Below are 21717 nucleotides of genomic sequence, written 5' to 3' on the forward strand. Positions count from 1 at the left end.
AACGGGATGATCGGGATTGCGCGGCTCGCGGTAGGGGGCCTGATGGCGATCATGGCTATGGGCACGGCATGGGCCGAGGATCCGCTGAAAGCCAGGATCGGCGTGCTCCGCCTGTCTTCGTCGGCGCCGGTCTTCATCGCGCTGGACAAGGGCTATTTCCGTGAGGCCGGCCTGGAGGTCGAGCTGAAGTTCTTCGACGCGGCGCAGCCGATTGCGGTCGCCACCACCTCGGGCGACGTCGATTTCGGCGTCACTGCCTTCACCGCCGGGCTCTACAATCTCGGCGGCAAGGGCACGCTGAAGGTGATCGGCGGCATGAGCCGCGAGAAGCCCGGCTACCCCCTGATCGGCTATTTCGCCAGCAACAATGCCTATGCGAGCGGCCTGAAGACGCCGAAGGACCTCGCCGGCAAGCGTGTGGCGATGACGCAGGTCGGATCGAGCTTCCACTATTCGCTCGGCCTGCTCGCCGACAAATACGGCTTCAAGCTCGCGGACGTGAAGATCGTGCCGCTGCAATCGCTATCGAATGCCGCCGCTGCGCTCAAGGGCGAGACCGTCGATGCCGCCTTGCTGCCGATCTCGACCGCGCGAAAGCTGATGGACGAAGGCGGCGCGAAATTCCTGGGCTGGGTCGGCGACGAGACGCCGTGGCAGCTGGGCGCGGTCTTCGCCGCGCCGAAGACGCTGGCCAACAAGGCGCTGGTGACGAAATTCCTCGGCGTGCTTGCGAAAGCCGACCGCGAATATCACGACGTCATCCTGGCTTCGATGAAGGATGGCGTTGCCCCCATCAACGAACGGACAAAACCGCTGCTGGAGATCATCGCAAAGTACACCAACCTGCCGGTCGAGCAGGTGGTCGGCAACTGCGCTTACATCGATCCCGACGGCAAGCTCGACGTGAAGAACGTCGACAACCAGATCAAGTGGCTGCAGGAACAGGGCTTCGTCGACAAGGGTTTTGATGCGGAAGCGATCATCGCCAAGGAATTCGTGAAGGCGGATTGATAGTCGCTGTCATTCCGGGATGGTCCGAGGACCAGACCTCAGGTGCGCAATTGCGCACCGGGGAATCTCGAGATTCCGGGTTCGGCTCTTAGAGCCGCCCCGGAATGACGGAGCAAGTGAAAGGGCGCCATGGACCTGATCGCCAGCCACATCACCCATCGCTTCGGCGATCTCGCCGTGCTCGACGATGTCTCTTTCACCGTCGGTGCCGGGGAGGTGGTGGCGATCGTCGGGCCCTCCGGCTGCGGCAAGAGCACTCTGCTGTCGATCCTCGGCGGGTTGCTGCAGCCGACCTCCGGCGCGCCCGAGCTGCGCGGCGCGCCGCCGGCGGACAGTCTCAATCCGCTGACCTTCGTGTTCCAGGACTTCGCGCTGCTGCCCTGGGCGACGGTGGAGGAAAACGTCGAATTCCCGCTGCTGCACACCCAGCTCTCGGCCGCGCAGCGCCGCGCGCTGGTCGAGGATGCGCTGCGCCGCACCGGCCTCACCGATTTTCGCCAGACCTATCCAAAGCAGCTCTCCGGCGGCATGCGCCAGCGCGTCGGCATCTCGCGCGCGCTTGCGGTGAGGCCCGCGATCCTCTTGATGGACGAGCCGCTGTCGGCGCTGGATTCGCAGACTCGCGAGCTGCTGCTGGAGGATTTCATCCGCCTGCTTGCCGATGGCGGCATGGGCGCGGTCTACGTCACCCACAATCTCGAAGAGGCCGCGCGGCTCGCCGACCGCATCGTGGTGCTGTCGCGCCGTCCCGGCCGCACCCGCGAGGTCGTCACCGTGCCGATGGCGCGGGCGACGCGCGGCGAAGCGGCGGCGCGCGAAAAGCTGCTGGTGCTGCAGAACCAGATCTGGTCGCTGATCCGCAACGAGGCGATCGATGCCGAGCGCGAGGTCCAGCATGCTTGACCGCGCGGCAACGGACACGGCCAAGAACGAAGCTACGCGGCCCGTCCGCTTCCGCGGCGCCGGTTTCGTGCCTGCCTCGAGCCGGTACGGCGGCTGGATCGCGCTTGCTTTGGTGATCGTGATCTGGCAGGCGGCCGGCAGCGCCGGCCTCGTCAACGCGCTGTTTCTGCCGACTCCTTCCGCAATTGTTCGCGCGATCTATCAGCTGGCCGTTTCCGGCGCACTCTGGCAGCATGTTTCGGCCTCGCTGCTGCGGATCGGCGTCGGCTGGCTGTTGGGAACGGCGGCCGGAGTCGCCGTCGGCTTCGCCATCGGCCTGTCGCGCCTTGCGCGCAGCGTCGGCATCACCTTCATCTCGGCGCTGTTTCCGATTCCGAAGATCGCGCTGCTGCCGCTGCTCATTCTCTGGCTCGGCATCGGCGAAGAGCCGAAGATCGCGACCATTGCGTTAGGGGTGTTCTTCTCGACCGCGATCTCGGTCTATAGCGGCGTCGATGCCGTGCCGCGCAACCTGATCCGCATGGCGCAGAGCTTCAACGTTCCGTTCGCCACCATCGTGCGCAAGGTGATCTGGCCGGGCGCGCTGCCGGCGATCCTTGCCGGCTTCCGCATCACCGCCTCCGTCGCGCTGCTGCTGGTCGTCAGCGCCGAGATGATCGGCGCCCAATACGGCATCGGCGCCTTCGTGCTTCAGGCCGGCAACCTGATGCAGACCGATCAGCTGCTCGCCGGCGTCGTGATCCTGTCGGCGTTTGGGCTGGCGGTCGGGAAGGTGATCGGCTGGCTGGAGATGCGGCTGTTGCACTGGCGGTAGCCGCAGTCACCGGTGCCGTAGGGTGGGCAAAGCGAAGCGTGCCCACCATTTTCCATGAGCCGCGAAGACGTGGGCACGGCGCGTTGCGCCTTTGCCCACCCTACGAGACCGGCAACCGTCACGCGTTCCCGCGATCTTCCCTGAACAGATCCAGCTTCTGCTGCACCGGCCGATCCGAGAAGCTGAACAGCACGGCGTCCTCATCCGCCTCGTGCGTCACCCAATGCCAGCTCGGCACCACGAACAGGTCGCGCGGGCCCCATTCGAACATTGTATCGCCGACGTGGCTCCGACCCTTACCCTCGATCGGGCAGAACACCGTCGCATCGGTCGAACGATAGCGCGCGGTGTTGAAACCCTTCGGCAGCAGCTGGATGAAGGTGCCAATCGTCGGCATCGCGAAATCGCCGGTCTCGGGGTTGCTGAACTTCAGCTTGAGGCCGTGGCAGGCGTCCCATTCCTGGCTCGTTCTGGCCTTCTCCAGCGCCTCGCGGGTGTAGGCATAGGGATAGCTGAAGATCGGCGAAGTCTTCGAGCTCCGCTTCACATCAACGGGGAGGAGGTTGTGGCCGTAGCGGGCAAAGCTGTCGCCCGCGGGCTTGGTGATCTTCTGCTGGTCTTCCTTCGCGCCTTCGGCAAAGGAGCAGTCGAAGAATTGCACCAGTGGAATGTCGAGGCCGTCGAGCCAGAACATCGGCTGATCGGTCTCGTTGGAATGATCGTGCCAGGTCATCGACGGCGTGATGATGAAGTCCCCGGGCTCCATCGCGGTGCGCTCGCCGTCCACCGCGGTGTGGGCGCCCCTGCCTTCGAGCACAAAGCGCAGCGCCGACTGGCTATGCCGGTGCGCAGGCGCGACGTCGCCGGGCACCACCATCTGCACGCCGGCATAGAGCGAGGTCGTGATCTTGGATTGCCCGCGCAGCCCCGGGTTCTCCAGCACCAGCACGCGCCGCTCGGCTTCCTTGGCGGTGATCAGCTTGCCGGCCTCCGTCATGTAGTCTCGGATGACGTCGAACTTCCAGAGGTGTGGCCGGCAGGCGCTCTTCGGCTCCGGCGTGATCAGGTCGCTCATCACCGTCCACAGCGCGGTGAGATTCTCGCCGTCGATCTTCCGGTAGAACGCCTCGCGTTCCGGCGTCTTGGTCACGGCTTCCATGGTTGCTGCTCCCGATCGTTTGTTGATTGACAGTATACTGAGGATCTAGGTAGCGTCAACGTGACGGATGACATACAAGGTTGTCATTCCGGGGCGAAGGGCCGCGCAACGCGTGGCCCGGCGAGCCCGGAATCCATAACCACGATCGGGAGTATGGATTCCGGGCTCGACGCTGGCGCGTCGCCCCGGAATGACAAAAGCAGGGAGGTCTCAATGAAGCTGCACGGCTATTTCCGCTCCAGCGCCGCCTACCGCGTGCGGATCGCGCTGAACCTCAAGGGGCTCGGCGCCGAGCATCTGCCGCATCATCTGCGCAAGGGCGAGCAATGCGCCCCCAGCTATCTCGCCATCAACCCGCAAGGCCTGGTGCCGGCGCTGGAGGACGATGGGGGTGGAGTACTGACGCAATCGGTGGCCATCATCGAATGGCTTGACGAGACCCATCCCAATCCGCCGCTGCTGCCGAAGGATCCGCTGCGCCGCGCCAAGGTGCGAGCGTTTGCGCTGGCGATCGCCTGCGACACCCATCCGGTGCAGAACCTGAAGGTGCTGGCGCGGCTGCGCGAACTCGGCTTGCCTGAGGAGAAGGTCCAGGATTGGGCCGCCTGGGTCAACCGCGAGGGCCTGTCGGCCTGCGAGACGCTGATCAAGGACGAGAAGGGCCCATTCTGCTTCGGCAATGCGCCGACGCTGGCCGATCTCTGCCTCGTGCCGCAGCTCGGCAATGCGCGCCGCTTCGGCGTCGACGTCTCCGCCTATCCGCGCCTGCTCCAGGCCGAGGCCGCCGCCAAGGCGCTGCCGGCATTTGCCGATGCCGCGCCGGAGAAGCAGCCCGATGCCGAGTAAGCCGCCCCCTCCGATCACGATCGACGCAGTCTATGCCGCGCCGGGCTATCTGTTCCGGCGCATGCAGCAGATCGCCGTCTCGATCTTCATGGAGGAGTGCAAGGCGTTCGACCTCACGCCGGTGCAATATGCCGCGCTGGTCGCAATCCACACCCATCCCGGCATCGACGCGACGCGGCTGTCGGCGGTGATCGCCTTCGACCGCTCGACGCTCGGCAGTGTGATCGAACGTCTCCAGGCCAAGGCCTATATCGAGCGCAAGCCGGCGCCGGAAGACAAGCGGATCAAGCTCCTGTACTTGACGAAGTCCGGCGCCGCGATCCTGCGCGAGATCATCCCCGCCGTCGAGCGCGCCCAGGCCCGGATGCTGGAGCCGCTCAAGCCCGCCGACCGCAAGGCGCTGATGGGCCTGCTGGCGCAGCTGGTCGATCTCAACAACGAAGCCTCCCGCGTGCCGCTGCGCGCGGAGGACGCGCTGGAGCATCTTGGGAAGGCTGGGTGAGGGGCTCCAGTTGTAGAGCGACACTGTCGCCTTCAATCTCGACTGTCATTCCCCGCGCAGGCGGGGAATCCAGTACCCCGCGGCGTCTCGATTCAACCGCTACCGTCTCGGAGTACTGGATCGCCCGGTCAAGCCGGGCGATGACAGCACGCCTCACATCCGCAGCAACGCCTGCCGATCGATCTTCCCCGTGCCGGTCTTCGGCAGCTCGTCGATGAAGATCACCTCGCGCGGATATTTGTAGGGCAGCAGCCTGGCCTTGACATAGTCCTGCAGCCTGCGCGTCGCCTCACTCTGGTCGACCGCTCGGCTGTTCATCACCACCACCGCCTTCAGCGTCATGCGACGGTCCGGCAGCTCGGCGGCGAACACCGCGCATTCGCGGATGTCGGGGTGATCGGCGAGGCACAGCTCGACCTCGAGCGGGTAGACCCACTGGCCGGAGATCTTGATGAGATCGTCGGCGCGGCCACGGAAGAAGTGGAAAGCGTCGGCATCCCGCACGAAGCGATCACCGGTGTAGATCCAGCCGCCCTCGCGGATGGTCTCGGCGGATTTGTCCGGCCGGTTCCAGTACAGCGGCGTGTTGGAATCACCGCGGACCCACAGAATCCCTTCCTCGTTGTCGCCGACGTCGCGGCCGTCCTTGTCGCGCAGCGCGACCTCGTAGCCGGGAACGCGCAGGCCCGCAGCACCGAGCTTCTTCTGCTCGGGCCGGTTGGAGAGATAGATGTGCAGCACCTCGGTCGAGCCGAGGCCTTCGACGATTTCGAGCCCCGTGAGCGTCTTCCAGCCGTTGAAGACCTCGGCCGAAAGCACCTCGGCGGCGGAGAGTGCCATGCGCAGCGACGAGAAGTCCGTCTTGTCCGCGCCCTCGGCCTTGGTTAGCGCGGTGTACAGTGTCGGAAGGCCGAAGAAGATTGTCGGCTTGTACTGCTCGATCGCCGCGAAGATCGCTGCCGGCTTCGGCTGGCCCGGCAGCAGCAATGTTGCGGCGCCGGCCGAGAACGGGAAGGTGACGGAATTGCCGAAGCCATAGGCGAAGAAAATCTTCGGCACCGAGAAGCAGATGTCGTCAGGCGTCAGCTTCAGTACGTTCCGCGCAAAGGCGGCATCCGTGTAGGCCATGTCGTGCTGCAGGTGCACGATGCCTTTGGGCCGTCCGGTCGAGCCGGAGGAGTACATCCAGAACGCCATTTCGTCGCGCCGCGTCGGCGCTTCCGCCAGCTCAGCAGAAAATTGCGCGAGCCAGCTCGCCGCCGCGAGCGCCCGCGGCGCCGCGTGCTCGCCGGCCGCGCCGTTGGCGACGATCAGCGTGTGCAGCTTTGTCTCCTTGCAGGCCTCGACATTGAAGCGCGCCGCGAACTCGGCATCCGCCACCGCGACGGTCGCGCCGGAATCGGCGAGATAGAATTGCAACAGGTCCGGCGGCGTCAACGTGTTGATCAGCAGCGGCACGAAGCCGGCGCGCACGGCGCCGAAGAAGGCGGCGGGGTAGGCCGGCGTGTCATCGAGAAACAACAGCACGCGATCGCCGCGCGCAAGGCCAAGCGAGGCGAAACCGTTGCCCCAGCGGCAGGCCTCCGCGCAGAGCTCGGCATAAGTGCGCGTACCTGCCGGCCCCAGCAGCGCGAGCTTGTCGCCGCGGCCCTTGCCGAGATTGTCGAACAGCACGCGGCCGGCATTGTAGATCTCGGGAACGGCGAAGCCGATCTCGCGCGCGCCATCGCTGTCCGCTGGCACCTGGTCACGGATGTCATGGCTCATGCCGCATCTCCGCCCTTGTCTTCGGCGCCGTCTCCGGCGTTCCTGGCCGCCTCGTAGCGAGCCATGAAGGCCGGCGACATCGCACGCAGCCGGGAATCGTCGATGCGGCCGGAGCGGGTGATGTAGCTGTAGGCGAAGTCCATCAGGGGAAGCTTCATGTGCTCGGCGAAATGTTCGTACCAGAACGCACTGGTGCGCGCCGCGTTGACGAGCTTCTGCACGATGGGCTTGCGCGCGGCCTGATAGCGATGCAGCGCGGTCGCAAGATGCGCATCCGACTCCAGCGCCTTGACGAGGGCGATGGCGTCCTCGATCGCGAGTCGTGTGCCCGAGCCGATCGAGAAATGCGCCGAATGCAGGGCGTCGCCGAGCAGCACCAGGTTCTTGAACGACCAGTGCTCGTTCCAGATCCAGGGAAAATTGCGCCAGACCGATTTGTTGGAGACGAGGCAATGGCCGCCGAGCGTGTCGGCGAACACCTCCTCGCAGACGCCCTTGGACTGCTCGACGTCCTTGTAGGCGAACCCATAGGCCTGCCAGGTGGCGTAATCGCATTCGACCAGGAAGGTGCTCATGGTCGGCGAATAGCGGTAGTGATGGGCGTTGAAGGCGCCGCGTTCGGTCTTCACGAAAGTCTGCGACAGCGTGTCGAAGCGTTTCGAGGTGCCGTACCAGACGAACTTGTTGGATGAGTAGGACAGCGAGGTGCCGAAATCGCCCTCATAGGCGCGGCGCACCAGCGAGTTCAGCCCGTCGGCGGCAACGATCAGATCGTGGCCGTTGAGCTGGTCGATCGCCTGGATCTGCGTGTCGAAGCGTGGCGTGACGCCGATAGCGAATGCGCGCTGCTGCAGGAATCTGAGCAGCTCCAGCCGGCCGATCGAGGAGAAGCCGACGCCGTCGATGGCGATGCTGTCGCCATGCAGGTGCAGCGTGATATTCTCCCAGCTCTCCATGTGCGGGGCGATCGCATCGACCGTCTCGGGGTCGTCGGCGCGCAGGAATTCCAGCGCATGGTCGGAGAACACGACGCCAAAGCCCCAGGTCGCGTCGGCCGGGTTCTGTTCGAACAGGTCGACCTGATCCTCGGGGTGACGCTTCTTCCAGAGATAGGCGAAGTAGAGCCCACCGGGCCCCCCGCCAATCACGGCGATCCGCAACGTCTGCCTCCCTAATTGACAGTATACTTACTATCTAGGGGTAGACTAATGTGCTCCGGTGTCCTGCGCCAGCGGAATTATTGCCAGCGCGGCACGCCAAAGCACGTGTCCGGACACGCTCGTGCGCGTCCGAAACTGTCAGGTGCGAATCATAGCCAAACCGGGGCGGATTGGCCACCGGGGGGTCAGACGCAGCGCTTCACATAGACCCCGTTCACCAGAACCCGGGTGCAGCGGACCGCCGGCACCGGCTTGCGGACGACCACGGCCGCGTTCGGGCCGGCGCAGCCGGCGCGAACGACGCCGCGTGCGCACACCACCGCATTGGCGTCGGTGGCATCGAAGGTCATGGTGGCGGCGAAGGCCAGAAGCGCAGAAGCAACGAGCAGCAATGAACGCATGTTGTCCTCCCGGGGCTTGTCGTGGTCGTAGCGGCCTTTCAAACAAGGATCGGTTAGTTTACGCCTCAGCACGCGCAAACCTTCGCGTCACGCACCGCAATTCATGCCGCGGACGAATTAAGCCCGCTCGGTCTCATCGCGCCGCGAAAGGCGCGAGCACCTCCTTGCAGGCCGGCGAGAGCGATGCCGCGCGGTTGGAAATGCATTGGATGATCCGGCCGCCGCCGGGCGCCACGCCGGCGCAGAGGGTGCGGATGTCGGCGCCGCAAGCCGACCGCACGATGAACAGCTCTTCGCGCGGCAGCAATGGCCGCAGCACGATGGCGGCCGGAGCCGCGGCAGGCGCCGCCTCTGCGGCCGGTGCAGCAGCGGAAGCAGGCGCGGCCGCTCCGCCACCGAAAGCCGCATTCACCGCCTTGGCGCAACCGGCCGACACCTTCGCCTTGTTCTTCTCCAGGCATTCGAGCGCCGGCGCACCGCCGGGCGGCACGCTGGCGCAGACCTTGGGATAATCGCCGCGGCAGGCGCTCTTGATCGCGGAAACCTGCGCGGGGCTCAGCTGCTTTGCTGCTGCTGCCTTCGGCGCCGCCGCCGTTCCCGGCCTGGAAGCTGGCGCGGCAGCCGGCGCCGCTTCCGTTTTGGCCGGTTCAGATTTGGCCGGTTCAGATTTGGCGGGCGCTGCTTCGGTCTTCGGCGCGGCGGCCGGTTCGACCGCGCGAACCGCAGCCTGGCAGCCCGACGACAGGCTCGACATGTTCTTGGCGAGGCATTGATACGCCTCCACTCCGCCAGGCGTCACGCTCGAGCAATGCGCCATGAAGTCCGAGCGGCATGCGGACCGGATGGCGCTTTTCTGGGCCTCGGTCTGCGCGAACGCTCCTGTTGCAGTTGCGAAGAGTGCTGTCGCCAGCAATGCCGTGCGCGTCGATGCATGCTTCAACGTTTTGAACATTTGAATGAATTCCTGCCCGATCGGGAACGCCGACCATTCTGAAAAAGATATGCAAGCGCAATCGTCGCGAGGGTCAGCTCGCGAGCGACATCTTTGGCCGCTTCGGCCTCTACCGCAAGTCAATTATGCCGACGCAATTGGGCGCGCGACTACGTCGTCAGTCTTACCATGCGCTTGCCGCGGTTCTCGCCTGCAAGCAATCCAATCAGCGCTTTCGGCGTGTTCTCAAGTCCATCGAGAATGTCCTCCTGCACCTTGAGCTTGCCGGATTTCACCCAAGCCTGGAGATCGGCGAGCGCGCGCTCGCTGTCCTTCATGTAGTCCATCACGATGAAGCCCTGCATGGTCAGCCGCTTCACCACGACCAGGCCGGGCACGCCGCGCGGGCCATGTGCGGCAGGCGCGCCGTCATATTGCGAGATCGCGCCACAACAGGCGATGCGGCCGTAATTGTTCATCTGCGGCAGGCAGGCTTCGAGGATGTCGCCGCCGACATTGTCGAAATAGACGTCGATGCCTTTCGGGGCCGCTGCGCGCAGCGCCTTGAACACCGCGCCGTCCTTGTAGTCCACGGCGGCATCGAAGCCGAGCTCGGAGGTCAGCCAGTTGCACTTGTCGGCGCCGCCGGCGATGCCGACGACGCGGCATCCCCTGATCTTGGCGATCTGTCCGACGATCGAGCCGACCGAGCCTGCGGCTGCGGAGACCACGACCGTCTCGCCCTCTCTCGGCTTGCCGATCTCAAGCAGGCCGAAATAAGCGGTGAGGCCCGCGATGCCGAACACGCTGAGCAGGTGCGTCATCGGCTCGAGCTTCGGCATCTTGGTCAGATGCTTCGCCGGCACGGCGGCAAATTCCTGCCAGCCGGTGTCGCCGAATACGATATCGCCGGGCGCAAGCCCCGCTGCCTTCGAGTTGACGACCTCGGCGATGGCGCCGCCGGCCATGACGCTGTTGGCTTCGACGGCGGAACGATAGGTCGCGCCGTGCATCCAGGCGCGGTTGGCCGCGTCGAGCGAGATGTAGCGTACGCGCAGCAAGGCCTCGCCGTCCTTCGGCTTCGGCATCGCGCCCTCGACCATCCTGAAATGTTCGGGACCGAGCTTGCCGCTGGGCTTCTCCACCAGCAGGATCTGGCGATTGATGTTGCCGCTCATGGCGTTTCCCTCTTCATTTGCTTGACGATCATCGATGCAGCCGCCGCAAGGAAAGCGTGCAAGCCGCATGCGTCGTGCGCTGCATGAAGGCTAGATCGCCGCTTTCCATTTCACAACGGGAACATCCCGACAACGCGGCCGCACGCAAGGCGTGTTGCGTCGAGCGCGCCTTCCACAAACAAATGGTTCACCGCGCGACTGCCCACAGGCGAGCGCCTGAACGTGCCGATCTCGCTGCAGTTGGAGGAGGCGTTCAAGGCGATTCCCCGGGCGCGAAGAATTAGCGCTTACTTCCCTTCTCCCCTTGTGGGAGAAGGTGGCGCGAAGCGCCGGATGAGGGGTTGCATCCGCGAGTCCTGTTGCGAGAGGCTCGCGCGCGGAAAGAGACCCCTCACCCGTCTCACCGCCACGCGGTGAGCCACCCTCTCCCACAAGGGGAGAGGGTGCAGTGTGCTTCGCAGCTAATTGTTATCAAACACCCGGTCGAGCGCCGCGCCATACGCCGCCTGCACCAGCTCCGGATGCAGCTTGCCCAGCGCCTCCATCATCACGCCGGAATTGATCTCGAGCACCTTCCATTCGCCGTTCACGCGAACCACGTCGATCGAAGCAAAGACGATGCTGATGGCGCACGCGGCATCGATCGCGAGCTTTGCGCAGGCCGCGCGGACTTCGCCGTCCTCCAGCAACACCGGCTTTGCGCCGGCATCGAGATTGTGCCGCCAATCCGAGCCGCGCTGCTTGCTGTAGACGACGAGCGGCATGTCATCGAGCAGGACCACGCGGACCTCCTCCTCGATCGCGACAAAGGGCGAGATCACGAGCCCCGTACTCATCGAAAAGACCTCGCTGGCCGCCCGGTCGAGCTCCGCCTCCGTCGTCACCTTGAACACCGATCGCCCTGATGTCCCCTCGTTCGGCTTCACCACCACGCCCTGCGGGTTTTGGGCAAGCTGCGCCAGCATTCCCTCGCGCCAATCGGCGCCGGCGACATGCACGCCCAGCTTCGGGTTGAGGAACAGCCGATGCGGAACGCAGGGCACCTCCGCCAGCGTCAGCGCCTCGGCGGTGGCCGATTTGTCATTGGCGAGGCGATGGGCGATGGCGCTGTTGAGGCCGATGTCGTAGCCGAAGGCGAAACGGCGCCGCGGCCCCCGGCGCATTGCGATCAGCCAGCCGTCGGAGCGGACATCGACCGCGATGCCCCGCTCCGCACAATACCGCCTGATCGCCTGAACGAAGATCCGCTCGCCGCTTGCCATGGTGTTTCGTCATTCCTGTCGCCAAAAGCCGCAAAAATGCGGGCATCGGCGCCAAACCGGCTGAAAATCAGAGCTATTCTTAATGAAATTCTTGCGAGCGCGCCGGAAATTAAGTGCTGCAATGAAGGCCGGGAGGGAAAAGATATTATCCTCCGCGCGCGCTAGGCAGCAGATTCCTTAATGATGTGACCAGTTCTGCCGCAAATGCCGGGTTGACCGGCATCAATTGCATCCGAAACGAGGTTGATTATTGGTCTCAATGGCGTAGATCACACACGCGAAATCCTCCGCCATGGCAAATGGTGCCGCCCCGATTTCAGGGCCGGGCAACGCTTTTGCCCTAAAACCGCAGTTATTCGGAATATCGAAAATCATGAGCGCGTTTTACCGAGAGAAGGTTCTTTCCGTCCACCACTGGACCGACACGCTGTTCAGCTTCCGCGCCACCCGCGATACCGGCTTCCGGTTCCAGAACGGCCAGTTCGCCATGATCGGCCTCGAGGTCGATGGCCGGCCGCTGCTGCGGGCCTACAGCATGGCGAGCGCCAACCACGAGGAAGAACTCGAGTTCTTCTCGATCAAGGTGCAGGACGGTCCGTTGACCTCGCGCCTGCAGAAGATCAAGGAAGGCGACACCATCCTGGTCGGCCGCAAGGCGACCGGCACGCTGATCACCGACAACCTGCTTCCCGGCAAGCGGCTGATGCTGCTCTCGACCGGCACCGGCCTTGCGCCCTTCGCCAGCCTGATCAAGGACCCCGAGGTCTACGACCAGTTCGAGTCCATCGTGCTGGTGCATGGCTGCCGTCAGGTCTCCGAGCTCGCCTATGGCGAGAAGCTGGTCGCGACCCTGCGCGAGGATGAGCTGTTCGGCGAGCTGCTCGCGGATAAGCTCGTCTATTATCCGACCGTGACCCGCGAGCCGTTCCGGAATCGCGGCCGCATCACCGACCTCATCAGCTCCGAGCAGATCTTCAACGACATCGGGCAGGGCCCGCTCGACATCGCAACCGACCGCATCATGATGTGCGGCAGCCCGGCGATGCTGGAAGAGCTGAAGCAGATGTTCGAGAGCCGCGACTTCGTCGAAGGAAGCGGCAACAAGCCCGGCCATTTCGTGATCGAGAAGGCCTTCGTCGAGCGCTAAGCACCACGCTCTCGTGTCCCGGACGCAGCGCCCCTTCGCCGTGCGCTGCAGAGCCGGGGTCCATCTCGCCGCATCGTATGCTGTTGCATTCTGGGTCCCGGGTCTGAGCTTGCGCTTGCCCGGGACACTGCATGGCTTGCGCCGCCTCCAGCCTGACCCCATCCGACCCCTCTGCTGCACCGCAAAATCCGTCCATCCGGCCGATTGATTTGTCTCGGCCGAATTCGCTAGCCTGAAACAAGGGCCGCGTCATATCCGTATGACAGGCGAGGACGTATCGTACCGCCTCATGCTGGCGAGAGGATGGGAATCGTGGCCGACGACAACAAGACGCAGCAAGCCCCCAAACGCCTGCCGCTGGCGGAGGAGGGGATCATGGAAACCCTGCTGCTGCCCTTCTCGCCGCGCTTCATCGTGCTGACGATCTGCGCGGTGGTCACCGCGCTCCTGATCGGCATCGGCATCTCCGACGGCAAGATCTTCGACATCCTGCTGATTCCGATCCTGATCTTCGGCGCGCTGACCCTGCTCGGCGTCCGCGATCTCCTGCAGAAGAGCCACGCGGTGCTGCGCAACTACCCGATTTCGGCGCATATCCGCTTCCTGCTCGAAGAGATCCGCCCCGAGATGCGGCAATATTTCTTCGAGAGCGAGAAGGACGGCATGCCGTTCTCGCGCGACACCCGCGCGGTGGTCTATCAGCGCGCCAAGATGGAGCTCGACAAGCGTCCTTTCGGCACCCAGGAGGACGTCTATCGCGAGGGCTATGAGTGGATGCATCACTCGGTCTCGCCGAAGGCGCATGCGACGGAGAAATTCCGCGTCGTGATCGGCGGGCCGGACTGCGCAAAGCCCTATTCGGCCTCGGTGTTCAACATCTCGGCGATGAGTTTTGGCGCGCTCAGCCCCAACGCCGTGCGCGCGCTGAATGCCGGCGCCAAAAAGGGTGGTTTCGCCCATGACACCGGCGAGGGCGGCGTCAGCCCCTATCACCGCGAGATGGGCGGCGACATCATCTGGGAGATCGGCTCGGGCTATTTCGGCTGCCGTCATCTCGACGGCAGCTTCGATCCCGAAGCGTTCGCGCGCGTCGCCGGCGACGACCAGATCAAGATGGTCGAGCTCAAGGTCAGCCAGGGTGCCAAGCCCGGCCATGGCGGCGTGCTGCCGGCGGCCAAGGTCTCCGAGGAGATCTCCAAGATCCGCGGCGTCGCCATGGGCGAGGACTGCATCTCGCCGGCCTCGCACCGCGCCTTCTCGACGCCCGTGGGCATGATGCAGTTCATCGCCGAGATGCGCCGCCTTTCGGGCGGCAAGCCGGCCGGCTTCAAGCTCTGCATCGGCCATCCCTGGGAGTTCCTGGCGATCTGCAAGGCGATGCTTCAGACCGGAATCTATCCTGATTTCATCGTCGTCGACGGCAATGAGGGCGGCACCGGTGCCGCGCCGCTCGAGTTCATGGATCATCTGGGGATGCCGATGCGCGAGGGCGTCAATTTCGTCCACAACGCGCTGGTCGGCATCAATGCGCGCGACCGCATCAAGATCGGCGCCTCCGGCAAGATCGCGACCGCCTTCGACATGGCGCGCGCCATGGCGATCGGCGCCGATTGGTGCAATTCGGCGCGCGGCTTCATGTTCTCGCTCGGCTGCATCCAGTCGTTGAGCTGCCATACCGACCGCTGCCCGACCGGCGTGGCGACGCAGGACCCGACGCGGGCGCGCGCGCTCTACGTGCCGCTCAAGATCGACCGCGTGCACAATTATCACCATGCCACGCTGCACTCGCTGACCGAGCTGATCGCCGCGGCCGGGCTCGAACATCCGCAGCAGCTGCGGCCGATCCATTTCAGCCAACGGACGTCGACGACCCAGGTGAAGTCGTTCGCGCAGCTCTATCCGGCGCTGCGTCCGGGCGAGCTGCTCGAAGGCACGGAAGACCCGCGCTTCCGCGACGCCTGGCAGATGGCGCGCGCCGAGACGTTCCAGCCGGCGTTGTAAGATGCGGGCTGCGGCTGCGTAGGCCAGGGACCTCAAATTGCCGAGAGCGGAGGGTAGGGTTTAACGGCTGGTTCAACTTTGGGTGTAGATTCGCCCCATGGACGAGCGACGCGACAAGGCCCGACATCGCGTGCTGAAGGCCGGAACGATCGAGTTCGGCGGCGGCGCGATCGACTGCACCGTCCGCAATCTCTCCGATACCGGCGCCGCACTCGACGTCGCCAGCCCCGTCGGCATTCCCGATCATTTCACCCTGTTCGTCCAGGCCGACGGCACGCATCGGACCTGCACGGTGGTCTGGCGCAAGGAAAAGCGGATCGGGGTCAGGTTCGGGTGATGATGTTTCCCTCTCCCCTTGTGGGAGAGGGTGGCTCGCCGCGTAGCGGCGAGACGGGTGAGGGGTTCTATCCGCGAATCCAATTTTCGATTGAATGTGCGGAGACAACCCCTCATCCGGCGCTTCGCGCCACCTTCTCCCACAAGGGGAGAAGGAAAAGCGGGTGCGCCGTCACCTGCTACCCCGTCTCGACCTCAGTCAATCGGCTCGCCAATATCTTGTCGATCCTTCGCCCGTCGAGATCGACCACCTCGATGTGCCAGCCGCCGAAATCGAAGGCATCGCCGACATCGGGCAGCATGTTGAATTGTTGCAGCACGAGGCCTGCGACCGTGTTGTAGCGATGCGGCGGCAGCTCGATGCCGAGCAGTTCGCCGAACTCGTCGACCGGCATCCAGCCGGAGACCAGCAGCGAATCGTCGTCGCGCCTGATGAAGGCCGGCTCGGGCGGTCCCTCCTCGGAATGAAAGGCGCCGACGATCGAGTAGAGGATATCGGCGGCGGTCACCATGCCCTCGAAGGCGCCGTATTCGTCGTAGACGAGCCCGACGTGAACTGGGGCCGCTTTCAGGATGGTCAGCACGTCGCGCGCATCTGCCGACACCGGGATGCCGGGCGCCTCGCGCACGAGCGCGCGCAGGTCCGGGCTGCGTTCGTTCATATAGGCGATCAGCAAATCCTTGGCCTGCAGCACGCCGATCGGCTTGTCGCGGTCGCCGTCGGAGACGGGAAAGCGCGAATGCGGGCTCTTGGCGATGATGTCCTGGATGGCGGCGGGATCGTCGTTCAAGTCGATCTCGTCGACCTCGGTGCGCGGCGTCATGACCGCGCCGACCGGCCGGTCGCCTAGCCGCATCACGCCGGCGATCATCTCCTTCTCGCCCGGCTCGAGCACGCCTGCGCTCTCGGCCTCGCTGACGAGGTGATGGATCTCGTCCTCCGAGACCTTCTCCTCGGCCTTGCCGCCGCGGCCGAGCAGCGTGAGGATCAGCTTGCCGGAGACGTCGAGCAGAAACACGAGCGGCAGCGATATTTTCGCGAGCGCGTGCATCGCCGGCGCGACCCGCACCGCGATGCTCTCGGGGTCGCGCAGCGCCACCTGCTTCGGCACCAGCTCGCCGACGATCAGAGTGCCGTAGGTGATGAGCGTGACCACGATGCCGACGCCGACGATGTCGGCAATACCTGGGGACAGGCCGAGCTCGAGCAGCCATTGCGTCAGCCGCTGCCCGAGCGTCGCGCCCGAGAACGCTCCGGAGAGCACACCGACCAGCGTGATGCCGATCTGCACCGTCGAGAGGAACTTGCCGGGATCGGCCGCCAGCGTCAGCGCCCGCTCGGCGCCGCGCACGCCCTTGGCCGCGAGCAGCGACAGCCGCGCTGGGCGCGATGACACCACGGCCAGCTCCGACATGGAGAGCAGGCCGTTGATGACGATCAGGACGACGACGATGGCGAGTTCGAGCGAAAGCATTGACGTTCCGGAGGTAAGCAAGTGTGGCCGGGATGCCGGCAAGCCACTGATATAGGTATTCAGTGCGGAAGTGCTGGCGATTCTGCTTGTTCATGCCGAAAGGGAACCCGCGCGCGACGGCGTTCCCAAGGGCGTCCGCGACGACTTGACACCCCGCGGAACTACGGATCGTTGCTTAACGAGCCCTTAGTGGCCCGCCGGCTAGGTTTTCGACATTGCAGAAGTAAAGTCGGGGAACCTGAGGATGCGGATCGGGAAGCTTTTTGCGCTGTCGATGCTGACGGTGACGGTATTTGCAGTCATTCTCGGCGCCGAGGTGCTGATACCGCAGGCCCGCATCTTCACGAACCGCTCCGACGCGATCAAGACGGTCGATGCCTTTGGCGCGACGCTGATGGCCAGCCAGCACGTCGCCAGCCTTCGCGCTCCCTATATCGGACCGATCTTCCAGGAGGGCGCCGCAACGAAGGCGCAGCTCGAAGCTGCGACGAAGGCCACGAAAACGGCCGAGGCGGGCTTCGAGGCCGCAACGCGCGCCGTCATGGTGCTGGATGACGGCGGCGCGATTGCCGAGAATCTCGACCGTGCAGCGCGGCGGCTGAAAGACATCACCGCCGCGGCCGATCGTGCGATGAGCGTTCCCCTCGCGACGCGCGACAGCGCCGTGACAAAGGGCTTCCTGCCCGGTGTTGCCGAGGTCCTCGCCAATCTCGAGCCTGTCATGAACAAGCTCGAGGCCAAGGTGATCAACGCCGATTCCTCGCTTGCGGCGCTGTTGAACCTGGCGCGGACGGCGCAGGACCTGCGTGTTTCGGCCGGCAGCCGTGCGGCCACGCTGTCCCCAGCGCTCTCCGCGCGCCGTCCGCTCACCGCGGCCGAATTGTCGCTGATGGACCGCATGCAGGGACGCGTGGAGGTCGATCGCGAGCGCATCGAGGCCGGTCTCGAGCAACTCGGAAATCCCGTCCGCATCGCCACCGCGCTGAAGGCTGCGACGGAATCATATTTCGGACAAGCCGCGGTTGCCGTGGACAAGGAGCTTCCTGCGGCCCGGAGTGACGGCAAATACGTTGCCACCGCCGACGAACTGGCGAAGGTCATCGTGCCGGCCATCCAGATGTTCTACGGCGTGCGCGACGCCGCGCTGGCGGAAGCCGCCGAGCGTGCCTCGGCCGCGCGCGACGGCGCGCTGGCGATGCTCGCGCTCGCCGGCATCGCCGTGCTGGCCCTGCTCGGCACGCTCGGTGGCGTGACCATGATGCTGCGCAGGCGCGTGGTGACGCCGCTCGGCCGGATCGCCGACGTGATCGGAGCGCTCGCCGCCGGGCAGCACGAGGTCGAGATTCCCGCGACGGGCCGCAGCGACGAGATCGGCCAGGTCGCAGGCTCGCTCCAGCATTTCAAGGATTCGCTGCTCGCCAAGAAGTCCGCCGACGAGGCGGCCGCGATCGAAGCGGAAGCGAAGCTGAAGCGCAGCCAGCGCATGGATCAGATCGCGCGCGAGTTCGAAGCCATGATCGGCGACGTCATCAACACCGTCTCGTCGGCATCCTCGGAGCTGGAAGCCTCTGCGGGAACGCTGACGAGCACGGCCGAGCAATCGGAAAAGGTCACGGCGACCGTTGCCGCCGCATCCGAGCAGGCCTCCACCAACGTGCAGACCGTTGCCGCCGCGGCCGAGGAGATGGCCTCGTCGGTCGACGAGATCAGCCGTCAGGTTCAGGATTCCGCGCGTATCGCCGGCGAGGCCGTGCAGCAGGCCGGGCGGACCAACGAGCATGTCGGCGAGCTCGCCAGGGCTGCGGGGCGGATCGGCGACGTCGTCGAGCTCATCAGTCAGATCGCGGGCCAGACCAACCTTTTGGCGCTCAATGCCACCATCGAGGCGGCGCGCGCCGGCGAGGCCGGTCGCGGCTTCGCCGTCGTCGCGTCCGAGGTCAAGGCGCTGGCCGAGCAGACCGCCAAGGCCACCGGCGAGATCAGCCAGCAGATCTCGGGCATCCAGACGGCGACGGAGGACTCCGTCGGCGCCATCAAGTCGATCGGCGACACCATCTCCCGCATGTCCGAGATCGCGTCCGCCATCGCCGCGGCGGTCGAGGAGCAGGGCGCGGCGACGCGCGAGATCTCACGCAATGTGCAGCAGGCCGCGCGCGGCACCCAGCAGGTCTCCGCCAGCATCGTCGACGTGCAGCGCGGTGCCAACCAGACCGGATCGGCCTCCTCCAACGTGCTCGCATCGGCAAGGTCGCTGTCCGGCGAGAGCAGCCGTCTCAAGGTCGAGGTCGGAAAATTCCTGGATGCGATCCGCGCGGCGTAGAACGTCGCGATATCAGAGCTGATCGCTGCAAAGGAAGTGCGCTCCCTCTCCCGCTTGCGGGAGAGGGTCGGGGAGAGGGTGTTTCCACAATGGGACAATCCCCAAGAGGAGAAAGCCCTCACCCGGCGCTTCGCGCCGACCTCTCCCGCAAGCGGGAGAGGTGAAACGGCCATCACCTGATTTCATCGCGCCCGAGCCGCAGCTCAGAACTCCCCGTGCAGCCGCCCCGAAAACACCGACACCGGTCCGCGGTCGGCATTGTAGGCGGGGTTGACGATGAGCTGGTAGTCGGCGGTGAGGGTGATGTTCTTGTTCACCGCATAGGCGTAATAGGTTTCAAGGATACGTTCCTTGCGGTAGTTCAGCGCGCCGTCGCCGACCAGCACACCAAGGCCGCCGGCGGCGAGGAAGTCGCGATAATCCTGCGAGATCGCATTGATCGCGCCGCCGACGCCGATCACGTCGTCGGGTCGGCCCCAAGTCGTGCCTTTGATCGAAACGCCGCCGGACAGGCTGCGATGAATGTCGGTGAAGGCCAGCGTTTCTGTCTTGCCGTCGTTCCAGCTCCAGCGGCCGAACAGGCCGACATCGTCGGTGATCGCCTGCTCGAGGTTGAGCACGTAGCCGTACTTCAGGCGGCCGCGCCGGGTCTGCGCGATGTCGAGATTGAGCGCGGGATTGTCCAGCGTCTCGCGGAAGCTGCCCATGTTGGCGCTATCGAGCCAGCCGATGGTCCTGAGCTTGCCCGGCCGGCCGAACAGCGAGAAGCGCGTCTCGAGCTCGAGCAAATATTGACCGCGCTCCCCGACCCTGGTGTCGAAGTGATTGGCGTTGGACTCGGAGACCATCAGGAAATAGCCGCCGCGTAGCGCCCATTGCTTCTGGTTGAGCTCGGCGGTGACGCCGTAGGTGAGACCGACCTTGTCGGCGGAATAGTCGAAGGCGCCGGGCGCCCAGATCGACCAGTTCATGAAATCCCGGCGCGTATCCTTGGCGTAGGCATTGCCGTCGAACACGTCGATCACCGGAAACTTGCCGGCCTGAATCGTGAGGCGTGACACGTCGACCTTCTGCCCCAGCTGGAGCTGACCGCTCGCCAGTTCCTCCTGCTCGCCGCCGAATCCAAACGTCTGGCGCACGAACAGGCGCGAGGTGTTGTAGTGCGGATAGGGGAAGTTCGACTTCTGCGCCTCGCCGTTCGGGAATCCGGCCGCACCGACCGTGTCGTTCAGTCCAAATCCCTGCAGCAATTCGGGATTGTAATAGACCTCGCCGCCGTCCCACAGCCGCGCGTTCAGGAACAGGCTGTTGCTCCAGGTCGCTTTGGCCTGCCGCGACGGCGACAGCGAGTTTGGCCCGGTATAGAGCGCGGGAAAGGATGGATAGCCTTGCGGAAGATAAGTGGTCTGGCCGTGAATCTCCCAGCGGTCCGATTCGGTGTCGATCAGTGAGCTCTTCGGATCATAGCTAGGCAGGCCCGGCCAATCGAGCTTGCGGTTGAGGCCGAGCCTGACCTGCTGGAAGTCGAGCGACGAGGACGTGTATTGCGCGCCCGTGGAGAAGGCGACGTTGGCGCCGTCGAAGCGGCTGTAGAGATATTCGAGCCGCGCGCTCCAATGCGGCGCGAAGGCGTATTCGAGGCCGGCGCCCGCGACCCAGCCGGGCCGCGTGTTCAGGATCTTCGGGATTTCGGCGCCGGAGGCCGGCGCGTCGAAATAGCGCTCGCCCATCCAGGCGAAGCCGCCGGTGGCATAGATGAGCCAGGGACCGCTGGTGTAGCCGACGCGGCCGCGCACGCTCGCGGCGTAGTCCCATTGCTGGGTGACGGTGTTGGCGGGCGTTGCCAGGAACGAGACGATCGAGTTCGAGGTGATGTAGTTGGGAAACGTAAAATCGCCTTCGACGCCGACCAGCCAGCCGGAGTTGAGGCGGTAATTGTAGCCCGCCTGCACGCCGCCGATCATGCCGCTGAAGACGCCGCTGTCGCCGAGTGCGGTGCCGTCGTTCAGCGCGAAGCGCGACGAGCCGCGGCTGTAGCCGGCATGCGCGCCGATATAGAGACCGGTCCAGTCATAGACCGCTCTCAAGGCCGGCGCCGTCAGCGGCAGATCGGCCGCGCGGCCGGCGGCCGGAAAAGCCAGCACGCCCGTGGCGATCACCGCGGCCGTTCGCAAGCACCAGTGTCTGTGACCCCTCAACCTCAAACGCACGCCCCCGCAAACGCGAATGTGTCCCACCCGCCGCGATATCCCTGCCGGGTCGCGGCGATTCTGTCACCATGCCTCCGCGTTCGAGGCGACTGGCCGAGATGGTCTCGATTCGCCTCGACTTCGTCCCAAGCTCCTGAACCTGCGACAAGCCTTATTGCGAATAATTCGCAATAGCAACTCACGTTGCGGTGTCGCGGAGGAGAGTTCGCACTGCTGTGTGACGCGGGTGCAACAAAATCCGGGAATCCAAAACGGAATGACCCCGCCCGGGGGGACAGCCGGGCGGGGTCGGGG

Annotated in this window: 18 protein-coding genes; 9 read left to right on the forward strand and 9 right to left on the reverse strand. The window is 65.1% G+C overall.

Features of this window, described 5'->3' with window-relative positions:
- The first annotated feature begins 6 nt into the window (after window positions 1-6).
- From I6F16_RS32650 to I6F16_RS32660, 3 genes are all read left to right on the forward strand, one after another.
- Complete coding sequence (locus tag I6F16_RS32650) at window positions 7-1011, forward strand: ABC transporter substrate-binding protein (protein ID WP_225113685.1); 1005 nt, start codon at window positions 7-9, stop codon at window positions 1009-1011.
- Window positions 1012-1140: 129 nt separating this feature from the next.
- On the forward strand, window positions 1141-1914 hold the full coding sequence (locus tag I6F16_RS32655) for an ABC transporter ATP-binding protein (RefSeq protein ID WP_225113686.1): 774 nt from the start codon (window positions 1141-1143) through the stop codon (window positions 1912-1914).
- The gene (locus tag I6F16_RS32660; RefSeq protein ID WP_036014504.1) at window positions 1907-2728 is read left to right on the forward strand and encodes an ABC transporter permease; all 822 of its coding nucleotides are present in this window, start codon (window positions 1907-1909) and stop codon (window positions 2726-2728) included. Before I6F16_RS32655 ends, I6F16_RS32660 begins: the two co-directional genes overlap by 8 nt.
- 118 nt (window positions 2729-2846) lie before the next feature.
- Here the strand turns inward: I6F16_RS32660 and gtdA are convergent, their stop codons facing one another.
- Entirely contained in the window at window positions 2847-3887 is a 1041-nt protein-coding gene (gene gtdA, locus I6F16_RS32665; protein WP_225113687.1) for a gentisate 1,2-dioxygenase, read from the reverse strand.
- Window positions 3888-4100: 213 nt separating this feature from the next.
- Between gtdA and maiA the strand changes: the two genes are divergently transcribed.
- Together maiA and I6F16_RS32675 are read left to right on the forward strand one after the other, a co-directional pair.
- Complete coding sequence (gene maiA / locus I6F16_RS32670; protein WP_225113688.1) at window positions 4101-4733, forward strand: maleylacetoacetate isomerase; 633 nt, start codon at window positions 4101-4103, stop codon at window positions 4731-4733.
- Complete coding sequence (locus I6F16_RS32675) at window positions 4723-5235, forward strand: MarR family transcriptional regulator (RefSeq protein ID WP_225113689.1); 513 nt, start codon at window positions 4723-4725, stop codon at window positions 5233-5235. Before maiA ends, I6F16_RS32675 begins: the two co-directional genes overlap by 11 nt.
- Before the next feature lie 153 nt (window positions 5236-5388).
- Here the strand turns inward: I6F16_RS32675 and I6F16_RS32680 are convergent, their stop codons facing one another.
- The 6 genes from I6F16_RS32680 to I6F16_RS32705 form a co-directional block, all read right to left on the reverse strand.
- Window positions 5389-7002, reverse strand: a complete 1614-nt coding sequence (locus tag I6F16_RS32680; RefSeq protein ID WP_225113690.1) for a benzoate-CoA ligase family protein — start codon at window positions 7000-7002, stop codon at window positions 5389-5391.
- Window positions 6999-8162 (reverse strand): FAD-dependent monooxygenase, encoded by a 1164-nt coding sequence (locus tag I6F16_RS32685; RefSeq protein WP_225113691.1) that lies wholly within the window; start codon window positions 8160-8162, stop codon window positions 6999-7001. The genes I6F16_RS32680 and I6F16_RS32685 overlap by 4 nt, the downstream gene beginning before the upstream one ends.
- Window positions 8163-8347: 185 nt before the next feature.
- Complete coding sequence (locus I6F16_RS32690; RefSeq protein WP_109145511.1) at window positions 8348-8563, reverse strand: hypothetical protein; 216 nt, start codon at window positions 8561-8563, stop codon at window positions 8348-8350.
- Between the two features lie 133 nt (window positions 8564-8696).
- A complete protein-coding gene (locus I6F16_RS32695) occupies window positions 8697-9515 on the reverse strand; it encodes a cysteine rich repeat-containing protein (RefSeq protein ID WP_225113692.1) in 819 nt (272 codons plus the stop codon).
- 149 nt (window positions 9516-9664) lie between these two features.
- Window positions 9665-10672, reverse strand: a complete 1008-nt coding sequence (locus I6F16_RS32700) for an NADP-dependent oxidoreductase (protein ID WP_225113693.1) — start codon at window positions 10670-10672, stop codon at window positions 9665-9667.
- 461 nt (window positions 10673-11133) lie between these two features.
- Window positions 11134-11934, reverse strand: a complete 801-nt coding sequence (locus I6F16_RS32705) for a RimK-like protein (RefSeq protein WP_225113694.1) — start codon at window positions 11932-11934, stop codon at window positions 11134-11136.
- A 373-nt stretch (window positions 11935-12307) separates the two neighbouring features.
- On the opposite strand from I6F16_RS32705, the gene I6F16_RS32710 reads away from it, so the two are divergent.
- The 3 genes from I6F16_RS32710 to I6F16_RS32720 all read left to right on the forward strand — a co-directional run bounded on the left by I6F16_RS32710 (window position 12308) and on the right by I6F16_RS32720 (window position 15419).
- Window positions 12308-13081: a ferredoxin--NADP reductase gene (locus I6F16_RS32710; RefSeq protein WP_036014229.1), complete on the forward strand. Its 774-nt coding sequence runs from the start codon at window positions 12308-12310 to the stop codon at window positions 13079-13081.
- Window positions 13082-13384: 303 nt separating this feature from the next.
- Complete coding sequence (locus tag I6F16_RS32715) at window positions 13385-15082, forward strand: FMN-binding glutamate synthase family protein (protein ID WP_197424408.1); 1698 nt, start codon at window positions 13385-13387, stop codon at window positions 15080-15082.
- A 97-nt stretch (window positions 15083-15179) separates the two neighbouring features.
- A complete protein-coding gene (locus I6F16_RS32720) occupies window positions 15180-15419 on the forward strand; it encodes a PilZ domain-containing protein (protein WP_036014228.1) in 240 nt (79 codons plus the stop codon).
- Between the two features lie 178 nt (window positions 15420-15597).
- Here I6F16_RS32720 and I6F16_RS32725 read toward each other — a convergent pair whose 3' ends face one another.
- On the reverse strand, window positions 15598-16893 hold the full coding sequence (locus I6F16_RS32725) for a hemolysin family protein (protein WP_036026403.1): 1296 nt from the start codon (window positions 16891-16893) through the stop codon (window positions 15598-15600).
- 244 nt (window positions 16894-17137) lie between these two features.
- Here I6F16_RS32725 and I6F16_RS32730 point away from each other — a divergent pair, with 244 nt between their 5' ends.
- Window positions 17138-19213, forward strand: a complete 2076-nt coding sequence (locus I6F16_RS32730; protein WP_225113695.1) for a HAMP domain-containing methyl-accepting chemotaxis protein — start codon at window positions 17138-17140, stop codon at window positions 19211-19213.
- Between the two features lie 203 nt (window positions 19214-19416).
- Here the strand turns inward: I6F16_RS32730 and I6F16_RS32735 are convergent, their stop codons facing one another.
- Entirely contained in the window at window positions 19417-21387 is a 1971-nt protein-coding gene (locus I6F16_RS32735; protein ID WP_225174293.1) for a carbohydrate porin, read from the reverse strand.
- Window positions 21388-21717: the final 330 nt, after the last annotated feature.

Source organism: Bradyrhizobium sp. IC4060 (genome assembly GCF_020193715.1).
In the GTDB taxonomy this organism is placed as follows: domain Bacteria; phylum Pseudomonadota; class Alphaproteobacteria; order Rhizobiales; family Xanthobacteraceae; genus Bradyrhizobium; species Bradyrhizobium yuanmingense.

What these genes read in the sequence shown, in the direction of transcription:
- I6F16_RS32650 (WP_225113685.1), top strand. Translation starts at nt 7, where the DNA reads ATGATCGGGATTGCGCGGCTCGCGGTAGGGGGCCTGATGGCGATCATG.
- I6F16_RS32655 (WP_225113686.1), top strand. Translation starts at nt 1,141, where the DNA reads ATGGACCTGATCGCCAGCCACATCACCCATCGCTTCGGCGATCTCGCC.
- I6F16_RS32660 (WP_036014504.1), top strand. Translation starts at nt 1,907, where the DNA reads ATGCTTGACCGCGCGGCAACGGACACGGCCAAGAACGAAGCTACGCGG.
- gtdA (WP_225113687.1), bottom strand. Translation starts at nt 3,887, where the DNA reads ATGGAAGCCGTGACCAAGACGCCGGAACGCGAGGCGTTCTACCGGAAG.
- maiA (WP_225113688.1), top strand. Translation starts at nt 4,101, where the DNA reads ATGAAGCTGCACGGCTATTTCCGCTCCAGCGCCGCCTACCGCGTGCGG.
- I6F16_RS32675 (WP_225113689.1), top strand. Translation starts at nt 4,723, where the DNA reads ATGCCGAGTAAGCCGCCCCCTCCGATCACGATCGACGCAGTCTATGCC.
- I6F16_RS32680 (WP_225113690.1), bottom strand. Translation starts at nt 7,002, where the DNA reads ATGAGCCATGACATCCGTGACCAGGTGCCAGCGGACAGCGATGGCGCG.
- I6F16_RS32690 (WP_109145511.1), bottom strand. Translation starts at nt 8,563, where the DNA reads ATGCGTTCATTGCTGCTCGTTGCTTCTGCGCTTCTGGCCTTCGCCGCC.
- I6F16_RS32695 (WP_225113692.1), bottom strand. Translation starts at nt 9,515, where the DNA reads ATGTTCAAAACGTTGAAGCATGCATCGACGCGCACGGCATTGCTGGCG.
- I6F16_RS32700 (WP_225113693.1), bottom strand. Translation starts at nt 10,672, where the DNA reads ATGAGCGGCAACATCAATCGCCAGATCCTGCTGGTGGAGAAGCCCAGC.
- I6F16_RS32705 (WP_225113694.1), bottom strand. Translation starts at nt 11,934, where the DNA reads ATGGCAAGCGGCGAGCGGATCTTCGTTCAGGCGATCAGGCGGTATTGT.
- I6F16_RS32710 (WP_036014229.1), top strand. Translation starts at nt 12,308, where the DNA reads ATGAGCGCGTTTTACCGAGAGAAGGTTCTTTCCGTCCACCACTGGACC.
- I6F16_RS32715 (WP_197424408.1), top strand. Translation starts at nt 13,385, where the DNA reads ATGGGAATCGTGGCCGACGACAACAAGACGCAGCAAGCCCCCAAACGC.
- I6F16_RS32720 (WP_036014228.1), top strand. Translation starts at nt 15,180, where the DNA reads ATGGACGAGCGACGCGACAAGGCCCGACATCGCGTGCTGAAGGCCGGA.
- I6F16_RS32725 (WP_036026403.1), bottom strand. Translation starts at nt 16,893, where the DNA reads ATGCTTTCGCTCGAACTCGCCATCGTCGTCGTCCTGATCGTCATCAAC.
- I6F16_RS32730 (WP_225113695.1), top strand. Translation starts at nt 17,138, where the DNA reads ATGCGGATCGGGAAGCTTTTTGCGCTGTCGATGCTGACGGTGACGGTA.